This is a genomic window from Pseudomonas sp. NPDC087804 (assembly GCF_044742965.1).
Taxonomy (GTDB): Bacteria; Pseudomonadota; Gammaproteobacteria; order Pseudomonadales; family Pseudomonadaceae; genus Aquipseudomonas; species Aquipseudomonas rustica.
Genome location: NZ_JBIUVN010000002.1, coordinates 131,085 through 152,731, shown reverse-complemented (window position 1 = coordinate 152,731; position 21,647 = coordinate 131,085). Strand labels below are relative to the sequence as shown.

The window sequence follows — 21,647 nt, the reverse complement described above, 5'->3', positions numbered from 1 at the left end:
CCATCCTCATTTTCTTGAGGATTTTCCAATGGACCACACACCCTCGCCCATGGCCTCGCTGTACCACGAAGGCCGACAGACGTTTACCGAACTTGTACTCGACGGCGGCGCTCGGCTCGATGCGCTGTTTCACACCGTGCCCGCGCTGGGTGAATTGGCGGTTGGCGTGGTCTATGGGCATTTGCACGCCCGCCCTGGCCTCGATCCGCGCCTGCGGGAAGCGGTGTCGTTTGCCGCCATCGTGGCGTCGGGCATGGTCGGCCCGCCATTGAGTGTGCACCTCAAAACAGGACTGGCCTCGGGGTTGGCCCCCGGTGAAATGACTGAGGTGCTGTTGCAGGCCTCGGCATTCGCAGGGTTTCCGCGGGCGGTGAGTGCGGCGGAACAACTCAATCGGCTGTTCGACGAGTCTGGGTTGGCATCACCGCCGGCACCGACACCCCGTGAAATCGCGTTGGAATTCTGTGAGCAAGTGCGCGGCGGGCACGCGCCGATGCCGGTCAGTGCAGCGGTGAAACGCCTGTTGAAACATGCGCGGCAGCTGGCATTGCAGGCCAGTTCGGCGCACGCGGTGATTGTTGAATGTTTCGAGGATGAGCCGTCGCCCCGCGCATTGCTGCGGTTGGAGGTGCAGGGTGAGCAGGTGGTGTCGGTGACGTTGTTCAAGGCCCACTGACAGGGTGACCAAACCAAACTCCCACAGGGTTTTGGGGTGAACACATTATTTGTATGCACCTAAATCCAATGTGGGAGCGAGCTTGCTCGCGAAGAGGCCCGCACATTCAACATCAACGTGACTGACATACCGCTTTCGCGAGCAAGCTCGCTCCCACAGGGTTATGTATTTGGACTGGTGTTTGTGTTCACATCTGAGCCACTGTAGGAGTGAGCCTGCTCGCGATTGCGGTGTGTCAGGCAACATATGATTTGAAGGGTAGTCCGCTATCGCGAGCAGGCTCACTCCTACAGGGGTTATGTGGGTGGACATGATGTTTGTGTTCAGCACAAAACCCTGTGGGAGCTTGGCTTGCCAGCGATGGCGGTTTCGAGTTCAGCCGATCAACCGCGCCGTACCAAACAATCTGGCGCGCACCTGCTCGCCGTCGATTGCTTCCAGCAAAATGGGTGCCGTGCCGCCGGGCATGACCACCTGCACTTATCCTGCTTCAACCCAACCCACCCGCCATGCCGCACACGCGACCGCACTGGCGCTGGTGCCTGATGACGCCGTCGGCCCTTCGCCACGTTCGAAGACGCGCGCGACGATGCGTTGCTCGGAATCACGTGCCGCCCATTGCAGATTGACGCCCGCCGTACACGGGTCGCCAGCGCCGGTCGGCATGGCATAAGCGATCTGGGTCAGGCCTTCATTCAGTGGCGACTCACGCATCTGTTCGTTACTCGGCAACGCCGACTTGTCGCCAAGCAGCGTCACGCAATGTGGATTGCCGATGCGCACAAATTGGCTGTGCTCCCAGGTCGGATCAAGTGCCGCCAATGGCTGAATTCTGCTGACCTCCCGGCTATTGAAATCAACACTTTCAACGCCCTGCGCACCCACCGCGCACGGCCCGAAATCCGCTTGACCGAGATCGAGCCAGAAGCCTTGCACACCTGCGACGTCGGCAGGCTTCACCGACGTTTCCACCGCGTCACCTTTGTCGTGATGAACGCGCAACAACGCGCCCTCCTCCCGCAGCAATCCTTGCTCGGTCACTGCCTGGGAGAAAATCGTCAGACCGTTGCCACTGCGCTCGGCGAGGGTGCCGTCGGTGTTGACGATCAGCACATCGAACGGCGGCGAGGTCTGGAACGGGCCGATCAGCAGGCCGTCGCTGCGGTGGGATTTGCTGTTGGCTGGGCGCTGGCCATCGGGCCAGTCGCAGCAGCGTTTGATAGCGGCCTCAGTCCAGGACTGGCGCAAGGATGCGCATTCGGCAGCGCTGGCAGGCAGATCAATGCCCGCCTCGCGCAAGGCTTGCGGCGAAACCACACCGTAGATATTGCCCCGCGCATCATAAAACTGCGTCATCACTCGTAATCCCCGCAACCGAAAAAACCAACTGTAAACCGCATTCCCCTGTAGGAGCTGCGGCACGCTGCGATCTTTTGATTCTGATCCTGAAAACACAGATCAAAAGATCGCAGCGTGCCGCAGCTCCTACAGGAGAAGGTAGGATGTTGTCTGTATTTCCTCGAATGACGGGCGATCGAACCTCGACGCCGTATCACTGTCCTTCGGGGACGCGAAGTTTTTTGCCAAGGATCGATATGACCAGCCTCAACGCCCAAGCCACCTTCGTCCCCGGACGCCTGCAACAGATGTCCACGCGCATCGCCTTTTTCATCGCCGGGCTCGGCATCGCGGCGTGGGCGCCGTTGGTGCCGTACGCCAAGGCGCGCGCCGGACTGGATGAGGGCACGTTGGGTTTGCTGTTGTTGTGTCTGGGCGTCGGCTCGATTCTGGCAATGCCGCTGGCGGGGATTCTCGCCACACGCTTCGGCTGTCGGCGCGTGGCCACGGGCGGCACGTTGTTGATTTGCGCGGCGTTGCCGTTACTGGCGACGGTGTCATCGATCCCTGCGCTGGTCGCCACGTTGTTCATGTTCGGCGCCGGGCTCGGCACGGTGGATTCGACGGTCAATCTGCAAGCGGTGATCGTCGAACGTGCCAGCGGCAAGAACATGATGTCGGGCTTTCACGGCTTGTTCAGCCTCGGCGGGATCGTCGGTGCGGCGGGCGTCAGCGCCCTGCTCGGCCTCGGCCTGACGCCGCTCGCCGCGATGCTGGTGGTGGTCGTGGTGCTGATCGCGGCGCTGTGCAAATGCGTGCCGCACATGCTGCCTTACGGCAGCGAAAGCTCGGGCCCGGCATTCGCCATCCCCCACGGCATCGTGCTGTTTATCGGCGGGATGTGCTTCATCGTCTTCCTCACCGAAGGCGCGGCGCTGGACTGGAGCGCGGTGTTTCTGGCGCAGGAACGCGGGATCGACACGGCCTATGCGGGATTGGGTTACGCGGCATTCGCGTTGACCATGACGGCGGGACGCTTGATGGGTGACCGGATTGTGCGGATCGTCGGCGCCACGCGGATCATTCTGTTTGGCGGGCTGCTGGCGGCGGGCGGTTTGTTTCTGGCGACGTTCGCACCGAGCTGGGAAGCGGCATTGGTCGGGTATGCGCTGGTCGGCGCCGGTTGCTCGAACATCGTGCCGGTGCTGTACACGGCGGTGGGCAAACAGACGGTGATGCCGGAAAGCATCGCGGTGCCGGCGATTACCACGTTGGGCTATGCGGGGATTTTGGCGGGGCCGGCGGTGATTGGCTTTGTCGCGCACGCCAGCAGTTTGAGCTTTGCCTTTGGGCTGATGGCGGTGCTGTTGGTGGCCGTCGCGATTGGCGGGAAAGTCTTGAAAGTCTGAAGCAAAAGATCGCAGCCTGCGGCAGCTCCTACATGAGATCGTTCCCACGCTCTGCGTGGGAATGCCTCAATGGACGCTCCGCGTCCGCTTTTGGACGCAGAGCGTCCCGGGCTGCATTCCCACGCGGAGCGTGGGAACGATCAGTTATCTTATGCTTTAAAAACCAACGCTGGCCTGCACAAAGAACGTCCTTGGCGCGCCCACATACATCCCCGAATTGTTATCGCTGGAGCGGGTGAAATACTGCTTGTCGAAGATATTCTTCACCCCCGCGCCCAACTTCAAATTCGACACCTGCGGCCCGAAGTCATAGCCGCCACGCACGTTCCAGGTCACGTAACCCGGAATGTCGCCGTACTGCCCGTCCGCCGTGCCCTCGGTGATGTAGTTGCCGTTGAAGCTGCCATCGGCGTTGACACCGGTACCCGGCGAACGCTGTTTCGACTGGGCAAAGCCGTCGATGTTGTACGTCCAGCGGTTGATGTCGTAACGCAAACCCACCGTCGCCACCTGACGCGAATAGAACGGCAGATCACGGCCCTTGAAGCCCGGAATTTCACCTTCATAAGTCGCGCGGGTGTAAGTAAAACCAGCGTTGGCAGTCAGGCCATCAAGACGCGGATCCAGCGCCGCCATGTCGTAATGCACCGACGCTTCAAGTCCTTGGTGCTTGGTCGCGCCAAGATTCGTCCAGCCGACGTCGTTGCTGATGTATTGCAGTTCGTCATCGAAGTCGATGTAGAACAGCGTCACTTCACCGCCCCACACATCGTCGTTGTAGCGTGTGCCTATTTCGTAGGTCTTGGCCTTTTCCGGCTCCAGACCGTTGGCGGTCTGATCACCCGAACCGCCCTGCCCCAGCTGAAAATACTGCAGGCTGCCGAACGACGTTTCGTAATTGGCGAACAGTTTCCACGCGTCCGACAGGTGATACATCACGCTCAGCGCCGGCAGCGGTTCGTTGCTTTCGATGCTGCGGTTTTTCTCCGGCACGCGTTTGCCAGCGGTGTCGAGCACGGCGCGATCATGCCAGTCAGTGCTGATGTGTTCGAAGCGAATACCCGGCGTGATCGTCCAGTTGCCGACGTCGATTTTGTTATCGACGTAGACCGAGTTGGCCTCGGTGCCGCCGGTGCGATCCTGGAAGACGTGGCCGTCAGACGTCGGCGTTACGACAGGCTGATTGTTGACCAGCGCCAGACGACTCGATTGCTCGTGCATCGCCTCTTTCAAATAGCGATAACCGACGCTGACTTCCTGGCTGGTCGGGCCGACATCGAAGACCCGCGATACCCGTGGTTCGATGCCCAGCGTGTAGTAGGAACGCGGGTACGAGCTGAGGGTTTTCTGATCGCGGGCGGCGATGGTGCTGCCGCGAAAACTGTCGGTGTAATAGGTGAGCACTTCGGCTTGGGTGCGTTCGTCGATCTGGCGAATCCACTTGAACGACACGTCTTTGCGGCGACCACTGAATTGGTCGTAATCGCGCACCGAGTCGTACGGTTTGTCGTCGTACTGTTTCTGCGTCAGACCGCCGGGCATGTCGGCGCTGGCGTCGTAGTAGTGAAAGTTGAGGCTGAAGTCGTCCTGATCGGTCGGCGCCCAGTGAGTCTTGAGCAGCACGTCGTCGATGTCGTTGCCGTTATTGCGCTCGCGGTAACCGTTGCCATTGACGCCGGAATACAACAACGCCACGCCCATGCCGTTGTCGGCGGTGCCGCCGAGGAACGCGGTGTCGATGTGTTTCCAGCCGCCGTACTGCGTGGTTTCCAGGGTGGTGCCGATTTCACCGGTGGCTTTTTCCGGGATCGCGCGGGTAACGAAGTTGATCACGCCGCCGACGTTTTGCGGCCCATAACGCACGGAACCGGCACCACGAACCACGTCGATGCTGTCGAGGTTACCGGATGAAATCGGTGCCATCGACAGTTGTGGTTGACCGTACGGCGCGAACGCTGCCGGCACGCCGTCGATCAACACCGTGGAGCGCGGCGACAGGCGCGACGTCAGACCACGCACGCCAACGTTCAACGAAATATCGCTGCCGCCGGTGCCGTTGGAATCCTGCACCTGCACGCCCGGCACACGCTTAAGCACGTCGCTGACGTTCATCGCCCCTTGCTCGACCATGGCTTCGCGGCGAATCACCGTGCGTGCGCCGGGGTGGTTTTGCACCACGGCGGCGTCGGCATCACCGAGCCAGTCGCCGACCACTTTGATGTCGGTCACGCCCAGTTCCAGCGGGCCGTTGGTCGCAGCGGAAGTCGCAGCGGGCGACAGCGTTACCGAGCCTTCGTTGATCTGATAATCCAGACCGCTGCCTTGCAGCAACTGACGCAGCGCCTGCTCCGGGGAGATGTCGCCATCGACGGCCGGGGCTTGTTTGCCGGCGACCAGATCAGGGCTGAAAAACACTTGCAGCGAGGTTTGCTGGCCCAGTTCGCTCAGCGCCTGACCCAATGGCTGGGCGCGGATATGAATCGCTTCACCGGCAAACGCCAGCGGCATCGCAGCGTTGACCGCGAGCGCGAGGGCCAGCGGCAACCAAGGGGATTTTTTATTGTGGGCAGTGGTGGTTTTCACGTCGAACGTAGTCCTGTGGATCGCAAGAGTGTGCGGCTGTTAATGCAAACCAGTTGCAGTTGAACAGGAAGACGATGAACTCGAAAAAAACCTGAATTTTATTTTGAAATTATTTCCTGACTACCATCCGCATGGGTGCGAACGGCCACTGGCAAGATGCTCGGCAAGGCTTTGAGCAAGGCTTCGGTGTTGTCGGATTTGAACACGCTGGTCAGGCGCAGACTGGCCACCGCAGGGTTGCTGACGGTCAGCGGCTTCTCGCGATAACGCGACACTTCCGCGGCCACTTCGCTGAGGCTGGCGTTGTTGAACACCAGTTTGCCGCTGCGCCACGCCGTCAGCTCTGCCGGGTTGACCGCGTAGGCGGCAGCGACTTTGCCTTGGGCATCGACGTAGGTGCCGAGGCCTGCGGTGAGGCTGATGAATTGGTTATCCGGCGCATTGTGGCCCTGCACTTTCACCGTGCCCTGCTCCACCGCCACGCGGGTTTGCGTGACGTCGCGGCGCACATCGAAACGGGTGCCGGTGACCGTGACCTTGCCGTTGCCGGCCTCGACCACGAACGGTCGCAAGGTGTCGTGCTCAACACTGAACATCGCCTCGCCTTCGCTCAATTCGATCAACCGCCGATCTTTTTCGAAGCGCACCTGCAAGCGGCTACGGCTGTTCAGATCGATCACCGAACCGTCCGGCAGCGCTACGTGTTTGCGCTCGCCCAACACGGTGCTGAATTCGGCGCTGTAACCGCCCGGATGATTCAAACCGCTGAACAGACCGAGACCGAGTGCCACTGCCACCACACTCGCGGCCACGGCATAACGCAACAACGGACGTCGTTCGCGGCGCGTCGGTGGAGTTTCAACCAAAGCTTTGAGGCGTGGCGCCGGCAGTAGATCAGCGGCCGTCCACAGGCCTTGAAGCAACTGGAATTCGTCACGGTGCTGCGGATGCTCATTCAGCCAGGCGTCGAAGCGTTGCTGCTCGTCGGCACTGACCACCGGCTCCTGCAAACGCACAAACCAGCGCGCCGCATCATCGCGCACCGTTGTTTGCCCGCACGCGCAATCACGAGTATCCATCATGGAATGTCCTGTCCGGCCGGGAATATAAACACACACAGCCCCCTGTAGGAGCTGCCGAAGGCTGCGATCTTTTCGCCATAACGCCCATTCACGACTGCAACCCGTCCAGGCGATCACGCAAATGCCGCAGGGTGCGGATCATATACTTTTCGACCATGTTCTTGGACAGGCCCAGGCGTTCGGCGATTTCCGCCTGGGTCAGGCCTTCGATCTTCTGCCAGACAAAAATCTTCCGGCAATTGACCGGCAACTCGCTGAGCGCGCGCTCGATGGAGTCGGCCAGCTGGATCGCATGCATGTAATGCTCCGGGTCGCCGGACGACGACGCACTGTGATCGATCGCCTCCGACTCCATGGCACCCCGCCGATCCTCACGCCGATAACCGTCGACCGCGATATTGCGCGCGGTCTGATGCAAATACGCCCGAGGTTGCTGCACCGCCGCTGAATCCGATTCGAGCACCCGCACAAAGGTATCGTGCGCCAGATCCTCGGCCTGCGCGCGATTGCGCAGGCGACGAGTCCAGGTGCCGATCAACTCTTCGTAATGCTCGAAAAAGCCGGGTCTGCGGGGACGCATGGGGGTATGGGCGGCGTGCTGAGGAAAGGGGCGTGAATAGTAATGCTTCCTATTAACCCCGGCAATTCATTCCGTTGCCTGCGTACTTTCCCCCTGTAGGAGCTGCCGAAGGCTGCGATCTTTTGACTTTGTATTTAAAAAGACAAAATCAAAAGATTGCAGCCTTCGGCAGCTCCTACAAAGTGATCATTTAGCGGCTGACTTTATCGTCAGGAGCAACGCCAGGGCGCTGCACGCAATCAAGGTTTCACCAAGCGCCTGAGACCAACCGGCAAGCATCAACCCCGCGCCAATCAACAGGTAATAGAACAACCCCAACAACGCCCCGGCGGTACCCAATCGATCCGAATAATCAACCAGCGCCATCCCCAGAATATTCGGGATCGCCATACCGAACGCCAGCACGATCAGCAACATCGGCAGCACAAACGCCGCACTGTCCTGCAACCACCAAACGCCCAGACCACCGAGCAAACCGCTGACAGCCGCGAGGCGAATCAACTGCATCGCCGCGACCCCGGCCTTTAACAAACGCTTGTTGAACCACGCGCCGAACCCCGAGCCCAGCGCGAGGATCACGCCGCTGTAGCCGAACAACGTGTCGCTCAAGCCCAGCCGCTGAAACTGGAACGGCGCGAGGCTGTAATAACTGAACAGCGCCACATTGAACGAGGCAATCCACAACGCCGAACGCCAGATACCCAGGTCACGCAACATGCGCCCAAGGGTTTCAAACAGACTCACCGGCGGCAGTTGCTCCGGCCGGGTTTCCGGCAGGGTGTACATACTCCACAGCAAGAGCAGCACGGCAAGCACTAGCAAAGCGCCGAGGACACCGCGATAACCAAAGGCTTGCACCAGACTGGCACCGCTGAACAAACCGATCGCCGGACTGGCCGCCAGCGCGATGCCCATTATTGAAAAAACCTGCGCGAGTTCTGCGCCCTTGAAGCGGTCGCGCAATACGGTTTGCGTCACCACCGAGCCGACCGCCGCACCAAACGCCGCCACCGCTTGAACCGCTAACAACCCGGTAAAACTGCCAACCCGCAAGCCGATCACCGTCGCCGATGCATAGATCGCCAGCCCTGCAAGCATCGTTGGACGCCGGCCGATGCGATCGCACAACCGCCCCCACACCACCACGCCTACGGCAAACGCGAGGAAATACACCGATAAAGTTTGCGCCGCCGCTTCGGGGCCGACGTCAAACACCCGTCCGATATCGCCCAGCGCCGGGCTGTACAGGGTTTGCGCAATCTGCGGAAACATCAGCAGCGCGATTGCCAGCAGCAACAGATTTCTGTTGTTCATACTTCGTGACTCCTCAAGTAAACCGCAGAGGAGTTTAAGAAGCGGCGACTGGCGTATTATCCGAATCCTGCCAACTTATCGCTGAAATCGGACAACCCATGGCCTGGCTCGATGCCCACGCAACGTTTGACGCTGACAGTTACCGCGCGCCGGTGATCGGCATCGCCGCGACCCTGGGTGATGATCACGATTCCGGCCTGCATCAACATCAACGCGGGCAACTGCTATTCACCCGCCAGGGCTGCACGCGCATCACCCTCGCCCAGCAATTGTGCCTGTTGCCACCGTCGCGGGCGGCGTGGATTCCGCCGGGCGTGAGTCATCGCGCGGTGATGCAGCACAGTGTCGATTACCGTTCGATCTACCTGACTGCCGAACTGTGCGCCGAGCTGCCGCAGCAAGTCTGCGTGATCGAAGTCAGCCCACTGCTGCGCTCCGTGCTGGAGCCGATCGCAACAGCGGATTTCGACACCGATTGGCAACAGGGCAAATTCGCCCATTTACTCGGTTTGTGCCTGAGCGAAATCGCCGAAGCGGCGCAGCAACCGATGTTGTTGCCGCTGCCTCGGGACAAGCGTCTGGCGCCGCTGCTGACTACGCCGGAACGATTACCCCCGGAGATGCAAACGCTGGAACAACAGATCGGCGCCAGCAGCCGCACGATCGGGCGGATCTTCCAGCGCGAAACCGGCATGAGCTATCAACAATGGCGCCAGCAATGGCGGTTGATGCGTGCCATGGAATTGCTCGCCACCGGGCGCAGCCTCAGCTATTGCGGGTTTGAACTGGGTTTCGCCAGCGACAGCGCGTTTATCGCTTTCTTCAAATCAATGACCGGCAGCACGCCCGGACACTGGCTCAAATAAACAACTGACGATCGGCATTAGAAATAAATTGCCAGCAAATATTACCTGCGTCATATTACGCCCGTAATAACGAACCATTTGCGCAGGTAACCCGCCATGACCAGCATGCCCACCCTTGAACCTGTTGCGGTGAAGGCCAAGCCTCCCCTGCTTAAACGCGTGCTGCTTGCGGGCGTCGGTTTACTCGCGCTGATTTTCGCCGGCGTGTACGCCGTGCATTGGTGGGGCGCCGGGCGATTTCTTGAAGAAACCGACGATGCCTACATCGGTGGCGACGTCACGGTGATCGGGCCGAAAGTCGCCGGTTACATCGACGAAGTGCTGGTCAGCGACAACCAGCACGTCAAGGCCGGCGATGTGCTGATCCGTCTCGACGCGCGCGACTACCGCGCCAATCTGGCGAAAAGCGAAGGCGCCGTCGCCGCCGAAGAAGCGCTGCTGGCCAACCTCGACGCCACTGAACAACTGCAACAAGCGGTGATCGGCCAGGCCCGCGCCGGCATCGATGCGGCGGGTGCGGAAACCGCGCGCTCGCGTGACGACAACGCCCGCTACAAACGCCTGGTGACGACCAATGCCGTGTCGGTCGAAAGTGCGCAACGCGCCGACGCAACCTTCAAAACCGCGCAAGCCTTGAGCGCCCGCGCCCAAGCCGAACTGCTCGCCGCACAACGCCAACTCGCGGTGATCGACACGCAAAAACAACAGGCCCGCGCCGCCCTTCAGCAGGCTCGCGCCGAACGTGATCTGGCGCAGTTGAATCTCGGCTACACCGAATTACGTGCGCCGGTGGATGGCGTGATCGGCAACCGCCGCGCACGGGTTGGCGCTTATGCGCAGGCCGGTTCGCAACAACTGTCGGTGGTGCCGGCCAGCGGCTTGTGGGTCGATGCCAATTTCAAGGAAGACCAATTGGCGCGGATGAAACCCGGCCAACGCGTGAGCATCCGCGCCGATGTGCTCTCCGGACAGGAATTTCACGGTCGTCTCGACAGCCTCGCCCCCGCCACCGGATCGCAATTCAGCGTGCTGCCACCGGAAAACGCCACCGGCAACTTCACCAAAATCGTTCAGCGGGTGCCGGTGCGCATCCTCCTCGACCCGGCTGACGGCGTGCTCGGCCACCTGCGTCCGGGCTTGTCAGTGACAGCAGAAGTCGACACCCGCGCCCAGCCTGAAACCAGCGCCGTGGCCGTCGCGCCATGAGCGCCGCCACCCTCGCCGCCCCTGCGCAACCGTTCAACGCGGCGGACATGGCCACCGCGACCAAGGTATTCGCCTTCGCGACGATGTGCATCGGCATGTTTATCGCGTTGCTCGACATCCAGATCGTCTCCGCGTCGTTGCGCGATATCGGCGGTGGATTGTCCGCCGGCACCGATGAAACCGCGTGGGTGCAGACCAGTTATTTGATCGCCGAAATCATCGTGATTCCCTTATCTGGCTGGCTGTCGCGCGTGTTCTCGACGCGGTGGTTGTTCTGCGCGTCGGCAGTCGGTTTCACCCTCGCCAGTCTGCTCTGCGGCATCGCCTGGAACATCCAGAGCATGATCGCTTTTCGCGCCCTGCAAGGGTTTCTTGGCGGCTCGATGATTCCGCTGGTGTTCACCACCGCGTTCTTTTTCTTCACCGGCAAACAGCGAGTAATCGCAGCGGCAACTATTGGCGCGGTCGCCTCATTGGCGCCGACCATGGGCCCGGTGATTGGCGGCTGGATCACCAATATTTCGTCGTGGCACTGGCTGTTCTACATCAACCTGGTGCCGGGGATTTTCGTCGCCGTGGCGGTGCCGATGCTGGTGAAAATCGATCAGCCGGAATTGTCGCTGCTCAAGGGCGCGGACTATCTGAGCATGGTCTTTCTCGCGCTGTTTCTCGGCTGCCTCGAATACACCCTCGAAGAAGGCCCGCGCTGGAACTGGTTCAGCGACCAGACGATTCTGACCACGGCGTGGATCAGCGGGCTCGCCGGATTGGCCTTCATTGGCCGCACGTTGCACGTGGCCAATCCGATCGTTGATCTGCGCGCCTTGAAGGATCGCAATTTCGCCCTCGGCTGCTTCTTTTCCTTTGTCACCGGCATCGGCCTGTTCGCGACGATTTACCTGACGCCATTGTTTCTCGGCCGGGTGCGCGGCTACAGCGCGCTGGACATTGGTCTGGCGGTTTTCTCCACCGGCGTGTTCCAGATCATGGCGATTCCGCTCTACGCCTTTCTCGCCAATCGCGTCGATCTGCGCTGGATCATGATGGTCGGCCTGGGGTTGTTCGCGGTGTCGATGTGGGAATTCAGCCCGATCACCCACGACTGGGGCGCGGGGCAATTGATGCTGCCGCAAGCACTGCGCGGAATTGCTCAGCAACTGGCGGTGCCGCCGGCGGTGACATTGACCTTGGGAGGGTTGGCGCCAGCACGCTTGAAGCATGCCTCGGGCCTGTTCAACCTGATGCGCAATCTCGGTGGGGCGATTGGGATTGCGGCGTGTGCGACCATTCTCAATGACCGGACCAACCTGCATTTCACGCGGTTGGCCGAGCATCTGAACAGCAGCAATGAGGCGATGAATCAGTGGCTGTCGCAGGTCGGCGGCAACTTCGCCACGCTGGGCCAGAGCGGTGACGTCGGCGTCACCGCCAGCCTGCGCCAGTTGTGGTTGCTGACGTACCGCGAGGCGCAAACGCAAACCTACGGCGACACCTTCCTGATGATCATGGTCTGCTTCGTCATCGCCACGGCGATGGTGCCCTTGATGCGCAAGGTACAACCACCGGCCGCGCCGAGTGCGGATGGGCATTGACCCCGATATCACCACACCCCCGTGTAGGAGCTGCCGAAGGCTGCGATCTTTTGATCTTGTCTTTTAAAAGCAAAGTCAAAAGATCGCAGCCTTCGGCAGCTCCTACAGGGGATTGTGGGCAGCTTAGGCTTGCGGGGTTTTGCGGAAGCCGACGGCCAGGCGATTCCAGCTGTTGATGGTGCTGATTGCCACGGTCAGGTCGACCAGTTCTTTCGGGGTGAACTGCGCCGCGACCACTTCGTAATCTTCATCCGGTGCGTGGGTCAGGCTCAGTTGGGTCAGCGATTCAGTCCACAGCAGCGCGGCGCGTTCGCGGTCGCTGAAGAACGGCGCTTCACGCCAAGCAGTCACGGCGAACAGACGACGCGGGGTTTCGCCGCCCTTGATGGCATCGGCGGTGTGCATGTCGATGCAGAAGGCGCAGCCGTTGATTTGCGAAGCGCGCAGCTTGACCAGTTCAACCAGGGTCTTTTCCAGCGGCAGTTTGGAAACGGCGGTTTCCAGGGCGATCATCGCTTTCAGGGCGTCCGGGGAAGCGGTGTAGAAATCGGTACGAGCTTTCATGGTGAGTATCCGGGGGCAAGTGAATGTGTGACTACGTTAGTCCCGGCGCGTGGTTCGGCAAATAGCCAATATTCCAGAAGAACAGTAGGCCACTTGGCCACGCATCGACCGCTGGTCAGCCGACCGGCACCAACGCTTCAGCGCGTCAGACCAATATCAGGTAAATCCCCTTTTTGGAGACGTACCATGAAGACGCGCACTTTCACTTCGTTAATGCTCGCCGGCCTGCTCGCCACGGCCTCGGCCGCCAGCTTCGCGGCCAACGATGGCGCTGACGCCACTGGCACCAAATCCGGCGCCACCAGCGGCTCGACCATGCCACCGGATAACACACCGGGCGCGCCTTCTGGCGGCAACGGTTCCGACGGCGCAGGTTCGGGCACTGGCACCAATGGCGGTTCCAGCGGTTCGGGCTCAGGCGCGGGCGGTGGCACCGGTTCGGCCGGAGGCGGGACTGGCGGCGCGGGCGGTGGCACAGGCGGCTGAACGAACAAGAGCCATCCGTGGTGATCCATTGACGCAGATTCCATGTGGGAGCGGGCTTGCTCGCGAAGGCGGTGTGTCAGGTAGAAATTGTTTATCTGACACAGCGCCTTCGCGAGCAAGCTCGCTCCCACAGGGGTTTTGTATTGGATTCTGGATTAGCGATCGGAGCGCATGAGTTCGGTGATTCCGCCGTCCAGCGATAACACCGCCGCGCGATTGCGCCCGGCATTTTTCGCTTGATACAACGCCGCATCAGCGCGGTGGATGAACGTTTCCAGACTGTCATTGCCGCTAGGAATAAACGCATAGCAACCCAGGCTCACCGTCAGATACCCGGTGGGCGAGCCGCTGTGGATGATGTGTTTATCGATCACGCTGCGGCGAATCTGCCCGGCAATCGCCAACGCGCCGTTGATGTCGGTGTCCGGCAGCAACACCGCAAACTCTTCCCCGCCATAACGCACCGCCAGATCCGCCTTACGCTGACAGCAGGTCTTGACCACTTGCGCCACCTGCATCAGGCAATGATCACCGGCGACATGGCCGTAGGCATCGTTGTAACGCTTGAAGAAATCGATATCGAGCATGATCAGGCTCACCGGACTCACCTGCCGCGCGCCACGGGCAAATTCAATTTCCAGCGAACGTTCGAACAAGCGCCGATTGGCCAGTCCGGTCAGGCTGTCGTGGGTCGCAATCTGCTCCAGCGCTAGCTGAGCCCGGCGCAGATTTTTCTCGATGCGCTCGCCGTTGCGCACCTGATGGATGAACACCCAGCCGAACAGCCCGACGCCCAAAATCACCAGAGCAATGATCACGCTGGACTGAAACGCGCGCTCATACCAACCCTTGAGAATCGTGTCGCGCGACGACGCCGCCGCGACCACCAATGGATACGACCCCAGTTGCCGATAGCCATACAAACGCACGACGTCATCGACCACCGACCTGATCATCGCCGTGCCGGACTGGGCTTCCGGCAGCAACTTCTGATAAATCCGCCCTTGCGCCAGCGACGTACCAATGAGGTTTTCTTCAAACGGTCGGCGCGCCAACAGCGTGCCGTCCGTCAGGCCCAGAAACATGATGCCGTTGTCGTCGAGGCTGAAGCTTTTGAAGAACTGATCGAAGTACGCCATCTTGATCCCGGCCATCAGCACACCCTGAAAATTGCCGGCGTGGTCATTGACGCGTTTCGAGATCGGGATGATCCATTCGCCATTCTCACGGCTGCGAATCGCCTGGCCGATGTGCGCCAGCGTCGACTCATTCTGCTGATGAAACTTGAAGTAATCGCGATCGGCCACGCCGTTGCCCCGGGGCAAATCGGCGAACGAAGTGATGATCCACTGGCCCTGTTTGTCGAAGAAAAAGATGCCGTGCAACTGCTCCATCTGCTGCACGCGCCGGGCGAAGGTTTTCTGCAAACGCGGCTTCTGCGTCGCGCCGTAACCGTCGTCCTCAATCCAGTCGACCAGACTGGTCATCACCAGATCGGCGGAGTGAAACGTGTCCTCGGCCTGTTGCGCCATCGCCCGGGTCAGGTTGCTCGATGCCACTTTCGCCACGGCCAGATCCTGACGCCGCGACTGCTCCAGTTGCAGGTAGAGCAAGCCGAACAGACACAGGCACACCGCAACGATAAACAGCACAGCCGCTTTACGCAGTGGCAGGCGCTTCAGCGCGCCGGGAGCCTGTTGCGGATCGTGAATGGGAATAGGCAAAAGCGTGTCCTGGGCAGGTACGACAAGGGCGTAGGCCCGAAACCCTTACGGTCTGAGCGTAGTCCACCGGGGTGCTCGGGGCAAACGCCACGATCCCGCCCCGTTGTATCGGCGCGCCGCGAATTAGGATGATCGCTGTTGGCAGATTTATTTTCGATTGCTTCTTTACGGTTAATCCATTCTGAAGTGCCAAACATCACACCCCCCCCTGTGGCGAGGGGATTCATCCCCGCTGGGCTGCGAAGCGGCCCCAAAAAATCTCATGAGCGCTGAGCACTCAAGCAGGAGCAAGCGCCCTCACCACAGATGGCCTCAACGCTTCGGCGGCACCCGAATATCCCCCTTCCGACACTGCGTCCTCACCCCCTTGCCACACGCTGCAAAGCGCAAATCCTTGTCCAGACAAACACGCACCTCCGACAACTCCGGCCCGCTGCAAATCACCGCAATGCCATTAGCCGGAATCTTCGGATTACTTTTACGGAACAGATCAGCAATTTCCTGCGCCTTAAAGTAATAGGAATCACCAAACGGCTGAAGCTGCTCAGGAATGTTCACCGTCGCCAGCGCTTTGTCCGCCGCATCAAGATAGCCAGTCGCACCGAGCCCGCTGCACGTGCCGTGCTTGCGCCATTCGTGATAAAGCAATTTCTGCGTCGGGAACAACGTCAGGCCTTTGCTACGTTGTTCAGCCGAAAGCTTGCTCAGCGGCGGACACGATTGCGGCCAGCCGCCCTGCGCATACTGTGGCCACAATCCATGCAAAACAAAGCCGTAACCCTTGCCCGAACACTGCGCGTCATCCTTGTGCGTCAGGCAAAACGTCGGCGACCACGACAGCGTCAGCAAGTAATAATCGAACGCCCCCGCCGCTGCTTCCGGCCGCTCCTTGTGGCTCGGCGACTGACGTGACGAGATCAGCCCGATGCTACCGGCCGTCAGCACGATCAGCGCGAAAATTGTAAACAGCTTTTTCATGTACCCGCTCCCTGAGACGCCTGCACCCGTGGTTTTCGATGCTGACCTGACGTGATTTGTAATGAATGAGGCACGCTGACAGCGCCGGCGCATGACGCAAGGCAAGGCCGTACGCCGCTGCAAGGTCTACGATTAACAGGCAGACATCAAACCAAGGGAACCGAAATGAGTAAAGCAGACGAACTCGCCGCGAAGCTCAAGCAAACCCGGCACACCCAAGCGGATGCGACGCTGGAGATCGATTGCTGGGCCAAACAAGTGGACAGCCTGTACCACCGCATCGAGGCGTGGTTGCAGCCCGTGGCGGAAGTCGGATTGAAGATCCGGCGCAACCCGACCCACGTGTGTGAAACCTCCCCGGATGGCGAAAGCCATGATTACGCGGTGGATCAACTGGTGATCGAAGGCAATGAGCACAGCCTTACGTTTGATCCGATTGCGCGGTTTACCGAGGACGGTGCCGGCCGGGTTCAGATCCTCGTGCCGGGCAGAGACACTTTTCTGCTGCGCACTGTTGACGAACATGGCGAAAGCCATTGGTGGATGCAGTCGATCGAAACCGGGCAACAGCTGGACGCAATTGCGTTGACCGAGAACAATTTGTTGTTGGTGGTGCAGGAAGGTCTGGGGCTCTGAAGTGATCGCAATGAAAAATCTGAAAAGCACGACGATTCTCTGCGGTGTGCTGACATTGGCCACTGGCGTCCAGGCACAGGAATTCCCTTCGCACCTCGACACCGTCCAGCAACAAGGCCAGTTACGCGTCTGCACCACCGGCGACTACAAGCCCTACACGTTCAAACGCCCTGACGGCGACTTCGAAGGCATAGACATCGCCATGGCCCGCTCGCTGGCCGACAGCCTCGGCGTCAAAGTCGAATGGGTGCAGACCACCTGGAAAACCCTGATGCCCGACATGCAGGCCGGCAAATGCGACATCGGCATGGGCGGCATTTCGGTAACGCTCGAGCGGCAGAAAAAAGCCTACTTCAGCAACACCCTCGACACCGACGGCAAGATCCCGTTGGTGCGCTGCTCAGAGGTGAGCAAGTACCAAACGGTCGAACAGATCAACCAGCCCAACGTGCGCCTCGTCGAACCCGCCGGCGGCACCAACGAAGCCTTCGTCCACGCCTTCCTGCCCAAGGCGCAACTGGCGTTGCACGACAACGTGACGATCTTCCAGCAACTGCTCGACAACAAGGCCGACGTGATGATCACCGACGCCTCGGAAGCGCTGTATCAGCAGAAACTCAAACCGGGATTGTGCGCGGTGAACCCGCATCAATATATGCAGTACGGCGAGAAGGCTTATTTACTGCCGCGCGATGACATCAGCTGGAAACAGTATGTCGATCAATGGCTGCACCTGAGCAAAGCCACCGGCAAATACCAGCAAACGCTGAGCGAATGGATTGCCGTACCGCAATGATTATGGATGCCTGGCACTAACCCTGTGCCTCACACATGATCTTGTGTCTTACACATAAATTCTGTGCCTCAGACAAAATCCTGTGTCTCACACAAAACCCTGTGCCCCACACAAAAACCTGTGTCTTACACAAAACCCTGTGGCGAGGGGATTTATCCCCGGTGGGTCGCGAAGCGGCCCCTGCTTCTTATGTCAAAGAAGTCTGGGACTGCTTTGCAGTCCATCGGGTATAAATTCTTCACCACAAGTTATGTGTTCCCCCATCAATCCTCATGCAACATCCCGGAACTGTACTGATTCAAACTACTGCCAATACTGTTCCCGCCAAACTTCAACGTCGTCGCATTATTGCGCCCATCCGGCGACTGACAATCAGTAGAAAAACAACTGGTCGTGGTCAACCCACCCGCCCCCGAACAAGCACTCAGAACCGAAACAACAGCGGTAACCAACAGCACTTTGGCAACATTCAGGCGCATGGCACGATTCCCCTCGGGATGAAAAACGACGATCTTGTGCCAACATCCTAGGCCCGCCCCGCACGCGTTTACATGAAACTTTGCCGATCGACAGCAGCGGTTCAGAATCGACCCTCCGCCCGACAAGGACATCCCCATGCAATTCCTCCCCCTCACCGAAGCCAGCCCCGCCATTCAGGCCCACGTTCGCACCCTGCGCAACCAGCCGGACGTGCGCAAATACATGTACACCTCGCACGAAATCAGCGAACAGGAACATGCTAACTGGCTCGCCTCCTTAAATGGAAACGCGCGCCAGCAAGTGTTTGTGGTGATCAAGGATGAGCAAGCGGTTGGGGTTGTTTCGTTGAACGCTATCAACGTCCTGCAGAAAACGGCGGATTGGGCGTTTTATCTGGATGTCGGATTGCAGGGTAAAGGGCTGGGCAGTGTGGTGGAGTTCTGGATGCTCGATTACGCATTTGGTGTCGCAGGTCTGGAGAAGCTGAATTGCGAAGTGCTGGCGATGAACTCGGCGGTGGTGAAGATGCACCAGAAGTTTGGCTTTGAGGTGGAAGGTGTTCGGCGACAGAACATCCTGCGCGATGGCGCTCGGATCGACGTTGTCCTGCTGGGAATCACCAAAGAGGAATGGCAAAACAAGCGTCCAGCGCTGGCGCCGGTGATCGACCGAATCAGCGCCGTTTAACGCCGGGAGCCGGATTTTGAAACGTGAACTGAGCCCGGACGATCTATACAAAATCAGAGAGGCGTTGTCGTGGATCTTTGTCGACACCGCAGTTGAATTTGCCTACATCGCCAGACAAGTCGAAGGCCACGATCCGGAACAGATCAAAGAGATTTTATATTCGGAAGTTGCCGTCGTCTGCGCCGGGAACCTGGAATGCGTACTTCCGCCAATCTGGACAGGTTTCGAACCCGACTCGTTAAACCGGGACATCGAACAGATGCTGCTCGCAAACAAGAACAGCTGGATTCGGCGACAACTGCATAAACTGCACACCGCCCGGTTGCGATATAGCTATAGAGAAGCCTGGGAAGAGCTTTCCGCTCTCCTCAAACAATCGAACTGACTCCCTCTGTGGCACCGGAGCCCCATCGCTACAGAGGGATGTGCTTTACACCTTCACTTCAACGTTATCCAACGCCTGATTCACCGCCAACTCCCCCAACATCACCACCTGCGCAATACCCAACGCGGTTTTGCGATGCGAGGAACCTAGCGCAGCGGCAAAGTTGATGAGCATTTCAGAGGCTGAGCCCAACGTTTCACTGGCGTTCGCCAACAGGGACTCGGTGTCGTACTTCGGATTGGCGAGGTACATACGTTCAGGCTGGTTGGCACTGGCCATGATGCGGTCGGCGGGCAACAGATAATGATCGAGCGCGCGTTCGGCGGCTTCGTGTAGTTTTTTTGAATCGAGAGATTCGTAGGGTGATGCGGGATCGGTTTGGGGCGGATTTGGTGTTGGTTTGAACATGGATGGAACCTCTAGCGCGATTACTAAAAGAAACCATCACCCTCGCTACCAAACGAAGGGTGGCGGCCATACGCGGGTTGGTAGACCGGTCGCACTAGAACCCGGCGCCCACGAATGGGCCCCACGCATGACCACCATGAAATCTGAGTCCTGAGAAAGCGACTGAATCAGGTGATGCAATGCATCTAGACACGAAGCGGGCTACCAAACCCGATCACTGGTTTTCAGTGACCTAAGGACGATAGAACCTGCGGTCTAGACGCACAAGCCGGCGGATTCTGTCTTACGTGTAGGGGGTGGCGCAAGCGCTTGTAGGCAACAGCTTGCAACGGGAGACATAAATTAAACGAAATAAAAATCGCCGTTTAAATCGTCGACAGCTCATCACATAATCAGTAGACAAGTAGTCAGATCGTTTTCCAAAAATCGCCGCGCGCGTCCGGTCAAATACCTCGAACAACCGCTCGTAAGAGTCGACTCAGCCCCAATAGCCCAATCCTGATAAACTCCCCACCTCCCAGCCCCACCCAATCCAGAATCGCCAATGTCCCCTATCACCGCAGCACCTGCCCCACTCTCCCGCCGCTTCTCCGTCGCCCCGATGATGGATTGGATCTACTAAATCTTAGCCCCCCCTAGAAACAGGCAATCTGGCCTTGCACCAGAATTCATGTACCAGTTTTGTACCACCCTGATGACCTTACGCAAGCTTTCTTTATGGGCTGTCTACTTGATCTGGTATAGACTTTATGGACATCGATTTATTCGATCACCAAAAGGATGCTTTGGTCTTGGCAAAACTCTATTCCATAGCCATAAATAAAATATATTGAATCTCAATGGAGCAACTTGATGTCGGCGAAAGTCTCTAAAAAATTTGATAAAAAATTTGAGCTAAATGAAGAAAGCATAAGAAGAATTCATTCCGACATAAGAAAGCGCGTCCCCGAAGACAAACACAAAGAAATCATATTTGAAATCTTCCGAGAGGACTCACTTGTTTACCGGACAAGTGAAATAGATCGCGTTCTTTCTGAAAGCAATGACTCAACTCAAAAAATAAAATCCGTCAAAATTGAATATCTGGACGAAAGCCTAAACATCGAACTTATATTCGACAGCGTAGACGGCGCAAAACTAACCGTCGTCGGGGAAGATCGCGATACGGTTTACTTAATATCTTCAGAACTAAAGGAATACATTCAAAAAGAAGTAGCTTTTTTGTTCGGCGGAAACTTGCAAAGCAGAAACGTTTTAGTTGGAGCAATGTTTATTTCCATGCTCGCAATTCTGTTGGTATTAACAAACAGTTACTCCCCCGTAAGCATAACGATACCAATGTCAGCCGCACTGGAAAGTACGGACTTGAACGTAAAAATGAATTATATAATAAGCAATATGGCTAACAAACCTAGAGACACACGCGCTGGATTCATCATGATCATCCCCGTACTACTGTCCTTCGGCGTATTGTTGCCACTTGGGAAAATTATGCAATATTTTTTCCCGGGCAATATTTTTCTTATAGGCAAACAAATCAGCATAATCAGTAACAGGAGAGGTTTTGTTAGAAACATATTCTGGTGCGTAATTGTTGGTTCAATCATAGCAATGGTGACTGGTTATTATTTCTTTTGGCTCTCAAAGTAAAAGAACATTCACAATCTAAAAGCCCTTATTTTTTGTTGTGCATGTAACAACCTACGCAGCAATTTTTTGCACCTGCTATGCTCCCAGATTCTGGATTATTGTGTATGGAGGGGGGGGGGGGGGGGGAACGAAACAGGTTTTATAAAAAAAAAAGCTTATGGTTTAATTAAATAATATAATGGAAAGATAAGAATTTTTAATTTAAGG

20 protein-coding genes and 1 pseudogene are annotated in these 21,647 nt (G+C 58.2%); 11 read left to right on the top strand and 10 right to left on the bottom strand.

What is annotated here, in order from left to right:
* The first annotated feature begins 28 nt into the window (after window positions 1-28).
* Entirely contained in the window at window positions 29-676 is a 648-nt protein-coding gene (locus tag ACIOMO_RS07810; protein WP_401239695.1) for a carboxymuconolactone decarboxylase family protein, read from the top strand.
* A 375-nt stretch (window positions 677-1,051) separates the two neighbouring features.
* Here the strand turns inward: ACIOMO_RS07810 and ACIOMO_RS07805 are convergent.
* Window positions 1,052-2,032: pseudogene (locus ACIOMO_RS07805) on the bottom strand (diaminopimelate epimerase).
* Window positions 2,033-2,271: 239 nt separating this feature from the next.
* Here ACIOMO_RS07805 and ACIOMO_RS07800 point away from each other — a divergent pair.
* Window positions 2,272-3,423, top strand: a complete 1,152-nt coding sequence (locus tag ACIOMO_RS07800; protein ID WP_053121948.1) for an MFS transporter — start codon at window positions 2,272-2,274, stop codon at window positions 3,421-3,423.
* 156 nt (window positions 3,424-3,579) lie between these two features.
* Here ACIOMO_RS07800 and ACIOMO_RS07795 read toward each other — a convergent pair whose 3' ends face one another.
* The 4 genes from ACIOMO_RS07795 to ACIOMO_RS07780 all read right to left on the bottom strand — a co-directional run bounded on the left by ACIOMO_RS07795 (window position 3,580) and on the right by ACIOMO_RS07780 (window position 8,982).
* On the bottom strand, window positions 3,580-6,006 hold the full coding sequence (locus ACIOMO_RS07795) for a TonB-dependent siderophore receptor (protein ID WP_401239692.1): 2,427 nt from the start codon (window positions 6,004-6,006) through the stop codon (window positions 3,580-3,582).
* A 98-nt stretch (window positions 6,007-6,104) separates the two neighbouring features.
* On the bottom strand, window positions 6,105-7,088 hold the full coding sequence (locus ACIOMO_RS07790; protein ID WP_401239689.1) for a FecR family protein: 984 nt from the start codon (window positions 7,086-7,088) through the stop codon (window positions 6,105-6,107).
* An 88-nt stretch (window positions 7,089-7,176) separates the two neighbouring features.
* Window positions 7,177-7,668 (bottom strand): sigma-70 family RNA polymerase sigma factor, encoded by a 492-nt coding sequence (locus ACIOMO_RS07785; protein ID WP_212545666.1) that lies wholly within the window; start codon window positions 7,666-7,668, stop codon window positions 7,177-7,179.
* Between the two features lie 186 nt (window positions 7,669-7,854).
* Complete coding sequence (locus ACIOMO_RS07780; RefSeq protein WP_401239685.1) at window positions 7,855-8,982, bottom strand: MFS transporter; 1,128 nt, start codon at window positions 8,980-8,982, stop codon at window positions 7,855-7,857.
* Window positions 8,983-9,080: 98 nt separating this feature from the next.
* Here ACIOMO_RS07780 and ACIOMO_RS07775 point away from each other — a divergent pair, with 98 nt between their 5' ends.
* The 3 genes from ACIOMO_RS07775 (at window position 9,081) to ACIOMO_RS07765 (ending at window position 12,646) form a co-directional block, all read left to right on the top strand.
* Window positions 9,081-9,848 (top strand): AraC family transcriptional regulator, encoded by a 768-nt coding sequence (locus ACIOMO_RS07775; RefSeq protein WP_401239682.1) that lies wholly within the window; start codon window positions 9,081-9,083, stop codon window positions 9,846-9,848.
* 96 nt (window positions 9,849-9,944) lie between these two features.
* Window positions 9,945-11,054 (top strand): HlyD family secretion protein, encoded by a 1,110-nt coding sequence (locus ACIOMO_RS07770; protein ID WP_053121960.1) that lies wholly within the window; start codon window positions 9,945-9,947, stop codon window positions 11,052-11,054.
* Window positions 11,051-12,646: a DHA2 family efflux MFS transporter permease subunit gene (locus tag ACIOMO_RS07765; RefSeq protein WP_401239678.1), complete on the top strand. Its 1,596-nt coding sequence runs from the start codon at window positions 11,051-11,053 to the stop codon at window positions 12,644-12,646. Before ACIOMO_RS07770 ends, ACIOMO_RS07765 begins: the two co-directional genes overlap by 4 nt.
* Before the next feature lie 123 nt (window positions 12,647-12,769).
* Here ACIOMO_RS07765 and ACIOMO_RS07760 read toward each other — a convergent pair whose 3' ends face one another.
* Entirely contained in the window at window positions 12,770-13,210 is a 441-nt protein-coding gene (locus tag ACIOMO_RS07760) for a carboxymuconolactone decarboxylase family protein (RefSeq protein ID WP_053121963.1), read from the bottom strand.
* A gap of 186 nt (window positions 13,211-13,396) precedes the next feature.
* On the opposite strand from ACIOMO_RS07760, the gene ACIOMO_RS07755 reads away from it, so the two are divergent.
* Window positions 13,397-13,696, top strand: a complete 300-nt coding sequence (locus tag ACIOMO_RS07755; RefSeq protein ID WP_159815834.1) for a hypothetical protein — start codon at window positions 13,397-13,399, stop codon at window positions 13,694-13,696.
* Between the two features lie 155 nt (window positions 13,697-13,851).
* On the opposite strand, the gene ACIOMO_RS07750 is transcribed toward ACIOMO_RS07755, so the two are convergent.
* The gene (locus ACIOMO_RS07750; RefSeq protein ID WP_401239674.1) at window positions 13,852-15,420 is read right to left on the bottom strand and encodes a diguanylate cyclase; all 1,569 of its coding nucleotides are present in this window, start codon (window positions 15,418-15,420) and stop codon (window positions 13,852-13,854) included.
* Between the two features lie 312 nt (window positions 15,421-15,732).
* Window positions 15,733-16,398 (bottom strand): ribonuclease T2, encoded by a 666-nt coding sequence (locus ACIOMO_RS07745; protein WP_401239672.1) that lies wholly within the window; start codon window positions 16,396-16,398, stop codon window positions 15,733-15,735.
* A 165-nt stretch (window positions 16,399-16,563) separates the two neighbouring features.
* Here ACIOMO_RS07745 and ACIOMO_RS07740 point away from each other — a divergent pair, with 165 nt between their 5' ends.
* Window positions 16,564-17,034 (top strand): hypothetical protein, encoded by a 471-nt coding sequence (locus tag ACIOMO_RS07740; RefSeq protein ID WP_159815491.1) that lies wholly within the window; start codon window positions 16,564-16,566, stop codon window positions 17,032-17,034.
* Between the two features lie 10 nt (window positions 17,035-17,044).
* Window positions 17,045-17,830 (top strand): transporter substrate-binding domain-containing protein, encoded by a 786-nt coding sequence (locus tag ACIOMO_RS07735; protein WP_401239669.1) that lies wholly within the window; start codon window positions 17,045-17,047, stop codon window positions 17,828-17,830.
* A gap of 263 nt (window positions 17,831-18,093) precedes the next feature.
* On the opposite strand, the gene ACIOMO_RS07730 is transcribed toward ACIOMO_RS07735, so the two are convergent.
* Window positions 18,094-18,309: a hypothetical protein gene (locus ACIOMO_RS07730; protein ID WP_159815496.1), complete on the bottom strand. Its 216-nt coding sequence runs from the start codon at window positions 18,307-18,309 to the stop codon at window positions 18,094-18,096.
* 136 nt (window positions 18,310-18,445) lie between these two features.
* On the opposite strand from ACIOMO_RS07730, the gene pseH reads away from it, so the two are divergent.
* Together pseH and ACIOMO_RS07720 are read left to right on the top strand one after the other, a co-directional pair.
* Complete coding sequence (gene pseH / locus ACIOMO_RS07725) at window positions 18,446-18,997, top strand: UDP-4-amino-4,6-dideoxy-N-acetyl-beta-L-altrosamine N-acetyltransferase (protein WP_212545655.1); 552 nt, start codon at window positions 18,446-18,448, stop codon at window positions 18,995-18,997.
* Window positions 18,998-19,013: 16 nt separating this feature from the next.
* Window positions 19,014-19,382 carry a hypothetical protein gene (locus ACIOMO_RS07720; RefSeq protein WP_401239665.1) on the top strand — a complete coding sequence of 123 codons (369 nt, stop codon included), beginning with the start codon at window positions 19,014-19,016 and terminating at the stop codon, window positions 19,380-19,382.
* A 45-nt stretch (window positions 19,383-19,427) separates the two neighbouring features.
* On the opposite strand, the gene ACIOMO_RS07715 is transcribed toward ACIOMO_RS07720, so the two are convergent.
* Window positions 19,428-19,790: a DUF6124 family protein gene (locus ACIOMO_RS07715; protein ID WP_212551139.1), complete on the bottom strand. Its 363-nt coding sequence runs from the start codon at window positions 19,788-19,790 to the stop codon at window positions 19,428-19,430.
* A gap of 852 nt (window positions 19,791-20,642) precedes the next feature.
* Between ACIOMO_RS07715 and ACIOMO_RS07710 the strand changes: the two genes are divergently transcribed.
* A complete protein-coding gene (locus tag ACIOMO_RS07710) occupies window positions 20,643-21,440 on the top strand; it encodes a hypothetical protein (RefSeq protein ID WP_401239662.1) in 798 nt (265 codons plus the stop codon).
* The last annotated feature ends 207 nt before the right edge of the window (window positions 21,441-21,647 follow it).

What these genes read in the sequence shown, in the direction of transcription:
- ACIOMO_RS07785 (WP_212545666.1), bottom strand. Translation starts at nt 7,668, where the DNA reads ATGCGTCCCCGCAGACCCGGCTTTTTCGAGCATTACGAAGAGTTGATC.
- ACIOMO_RS07775 (WP_401239682.1), top strand. Translation starts at nt 9,081, where the DNA reads ATGGCCTGGCTCGATGCCCACGCAACGTTTGACGCTGACAGTTACCGC.
- ACIOMO_RS07760 (WP_053121963.1), bottom strand. Translation starts at nt 13,210, where the DNA reads ATGAAAGCTCGTACCGATTTCTACACCGCTTCCCCGGACGCCCTGAAA.
- ACIOMO_RS07735 (WP_401239669.1), top strand. Translation starts at nt 17,045, where the DNA reads ATGAAAAATCTGAAAAGCACGACGATTCTCTGCGGTGTGCTGACATTG.
- ACIOMO_RS07800 (WP_053121948.1), top strand. Translation starts at nt 2,272, where the DNA reads ATGACCAGCCTCAACGCCCAAGCCACCTTCGTCCCCGGACGCCTGCAA.
- ACIOMO_RS07715 (WP_212551139.1), bottom strand. Translation starts at nt 19,790, where the DNA reads ATGTTCAAACCAACACCAAATCCGCCCCAAACCGATCCCGCATCACCC.
- ACIOMO_RS07770 (WP_053121960.1), top strand. Translation starts at nt 9,945, where the DNA reads ATGACCAGCATGCCCACCCTTGAACCTGTTGCGGTGAAGGCCAAGCCT.
- ACIOMO_RS07765 (WP_401239678.1), top strand. Translation starts at nt 11,051, where the DNA reads ATGAGCGCCGCCACCCTCGCCGCCCCTGCGCAACCGTTCAACGCGGCG.
- ACIOMO_RS07790 (WP_401239689.1), bottom strand. Translation starts at nt 7,088, where the DNA reads ATGATGGATACTCGTGATTGCGCGTGCGGGCAAACAACGGTGCGCGAT.
- ACIOMO_RS07810 (WP_401239695.1), top strand. Translation starts at nt 29, where the DNA reads ATGGACCACACACCCTCGCCCATGGCCTCGCTGTACCACGAAGGCCGA.
- ACIOMO_RS07710 (WP_401239662.1), top strand. Translation starts at nt 20,643, where the DNA reads ATGTCGGCGAAAGTCTCTAAAAAATTTGATAAAAAATTTGAGCTAAAT.
- ACIOMO_RS07740 (WP_159815491.1), top strand. Translation starts at nt 16,564, where the DNA reads ATGAGTAAAGCAGACGAACTCGCCGCGAAGCTCAAGCAAACCCGGCAC.
- ACIOMO_RS07780 (WP_401239685.1), bottom strand. Translation starts at nt 8,982, where the DNA reads ATGAACAACAGAAATCTGTTGCTGCTGGCAATCGCGCTGCTGATGTTT.
- pseH (WP_212545655.1), top strand. Translation starts at nt 18,446, where the DNA reads ATGCAATTCCTCCCCCTCACCGAAGCCAGCCCCGCCATTCAGGCCCAC.
- ACIOMO_RS07755 (WP_159815834.1), top strand. Translation starts at nt 13,397, where the DNA reads ATGAAGACGCGCACTTTCACTTCGTTAATGCTCGCCGGCCTGCTCGCC.
- ACIOMO_RS07730 (WP_159815496.1), bottom strand. Translation starts at nt 18,309, where the DNA reads ATGCGCCTGAATGTTGCCAAAGTGCTGTTGGTTACCGCTGTTGTTTCG.
- ACIOMO_RS07745 (WP_401239672.1), bottom strand. Translation starts at nt 16,398, where the DNA reads ATGAAAAAGCTGTTTACAATTTTCGCGCTGATCGTGCTGACGGCCGGT.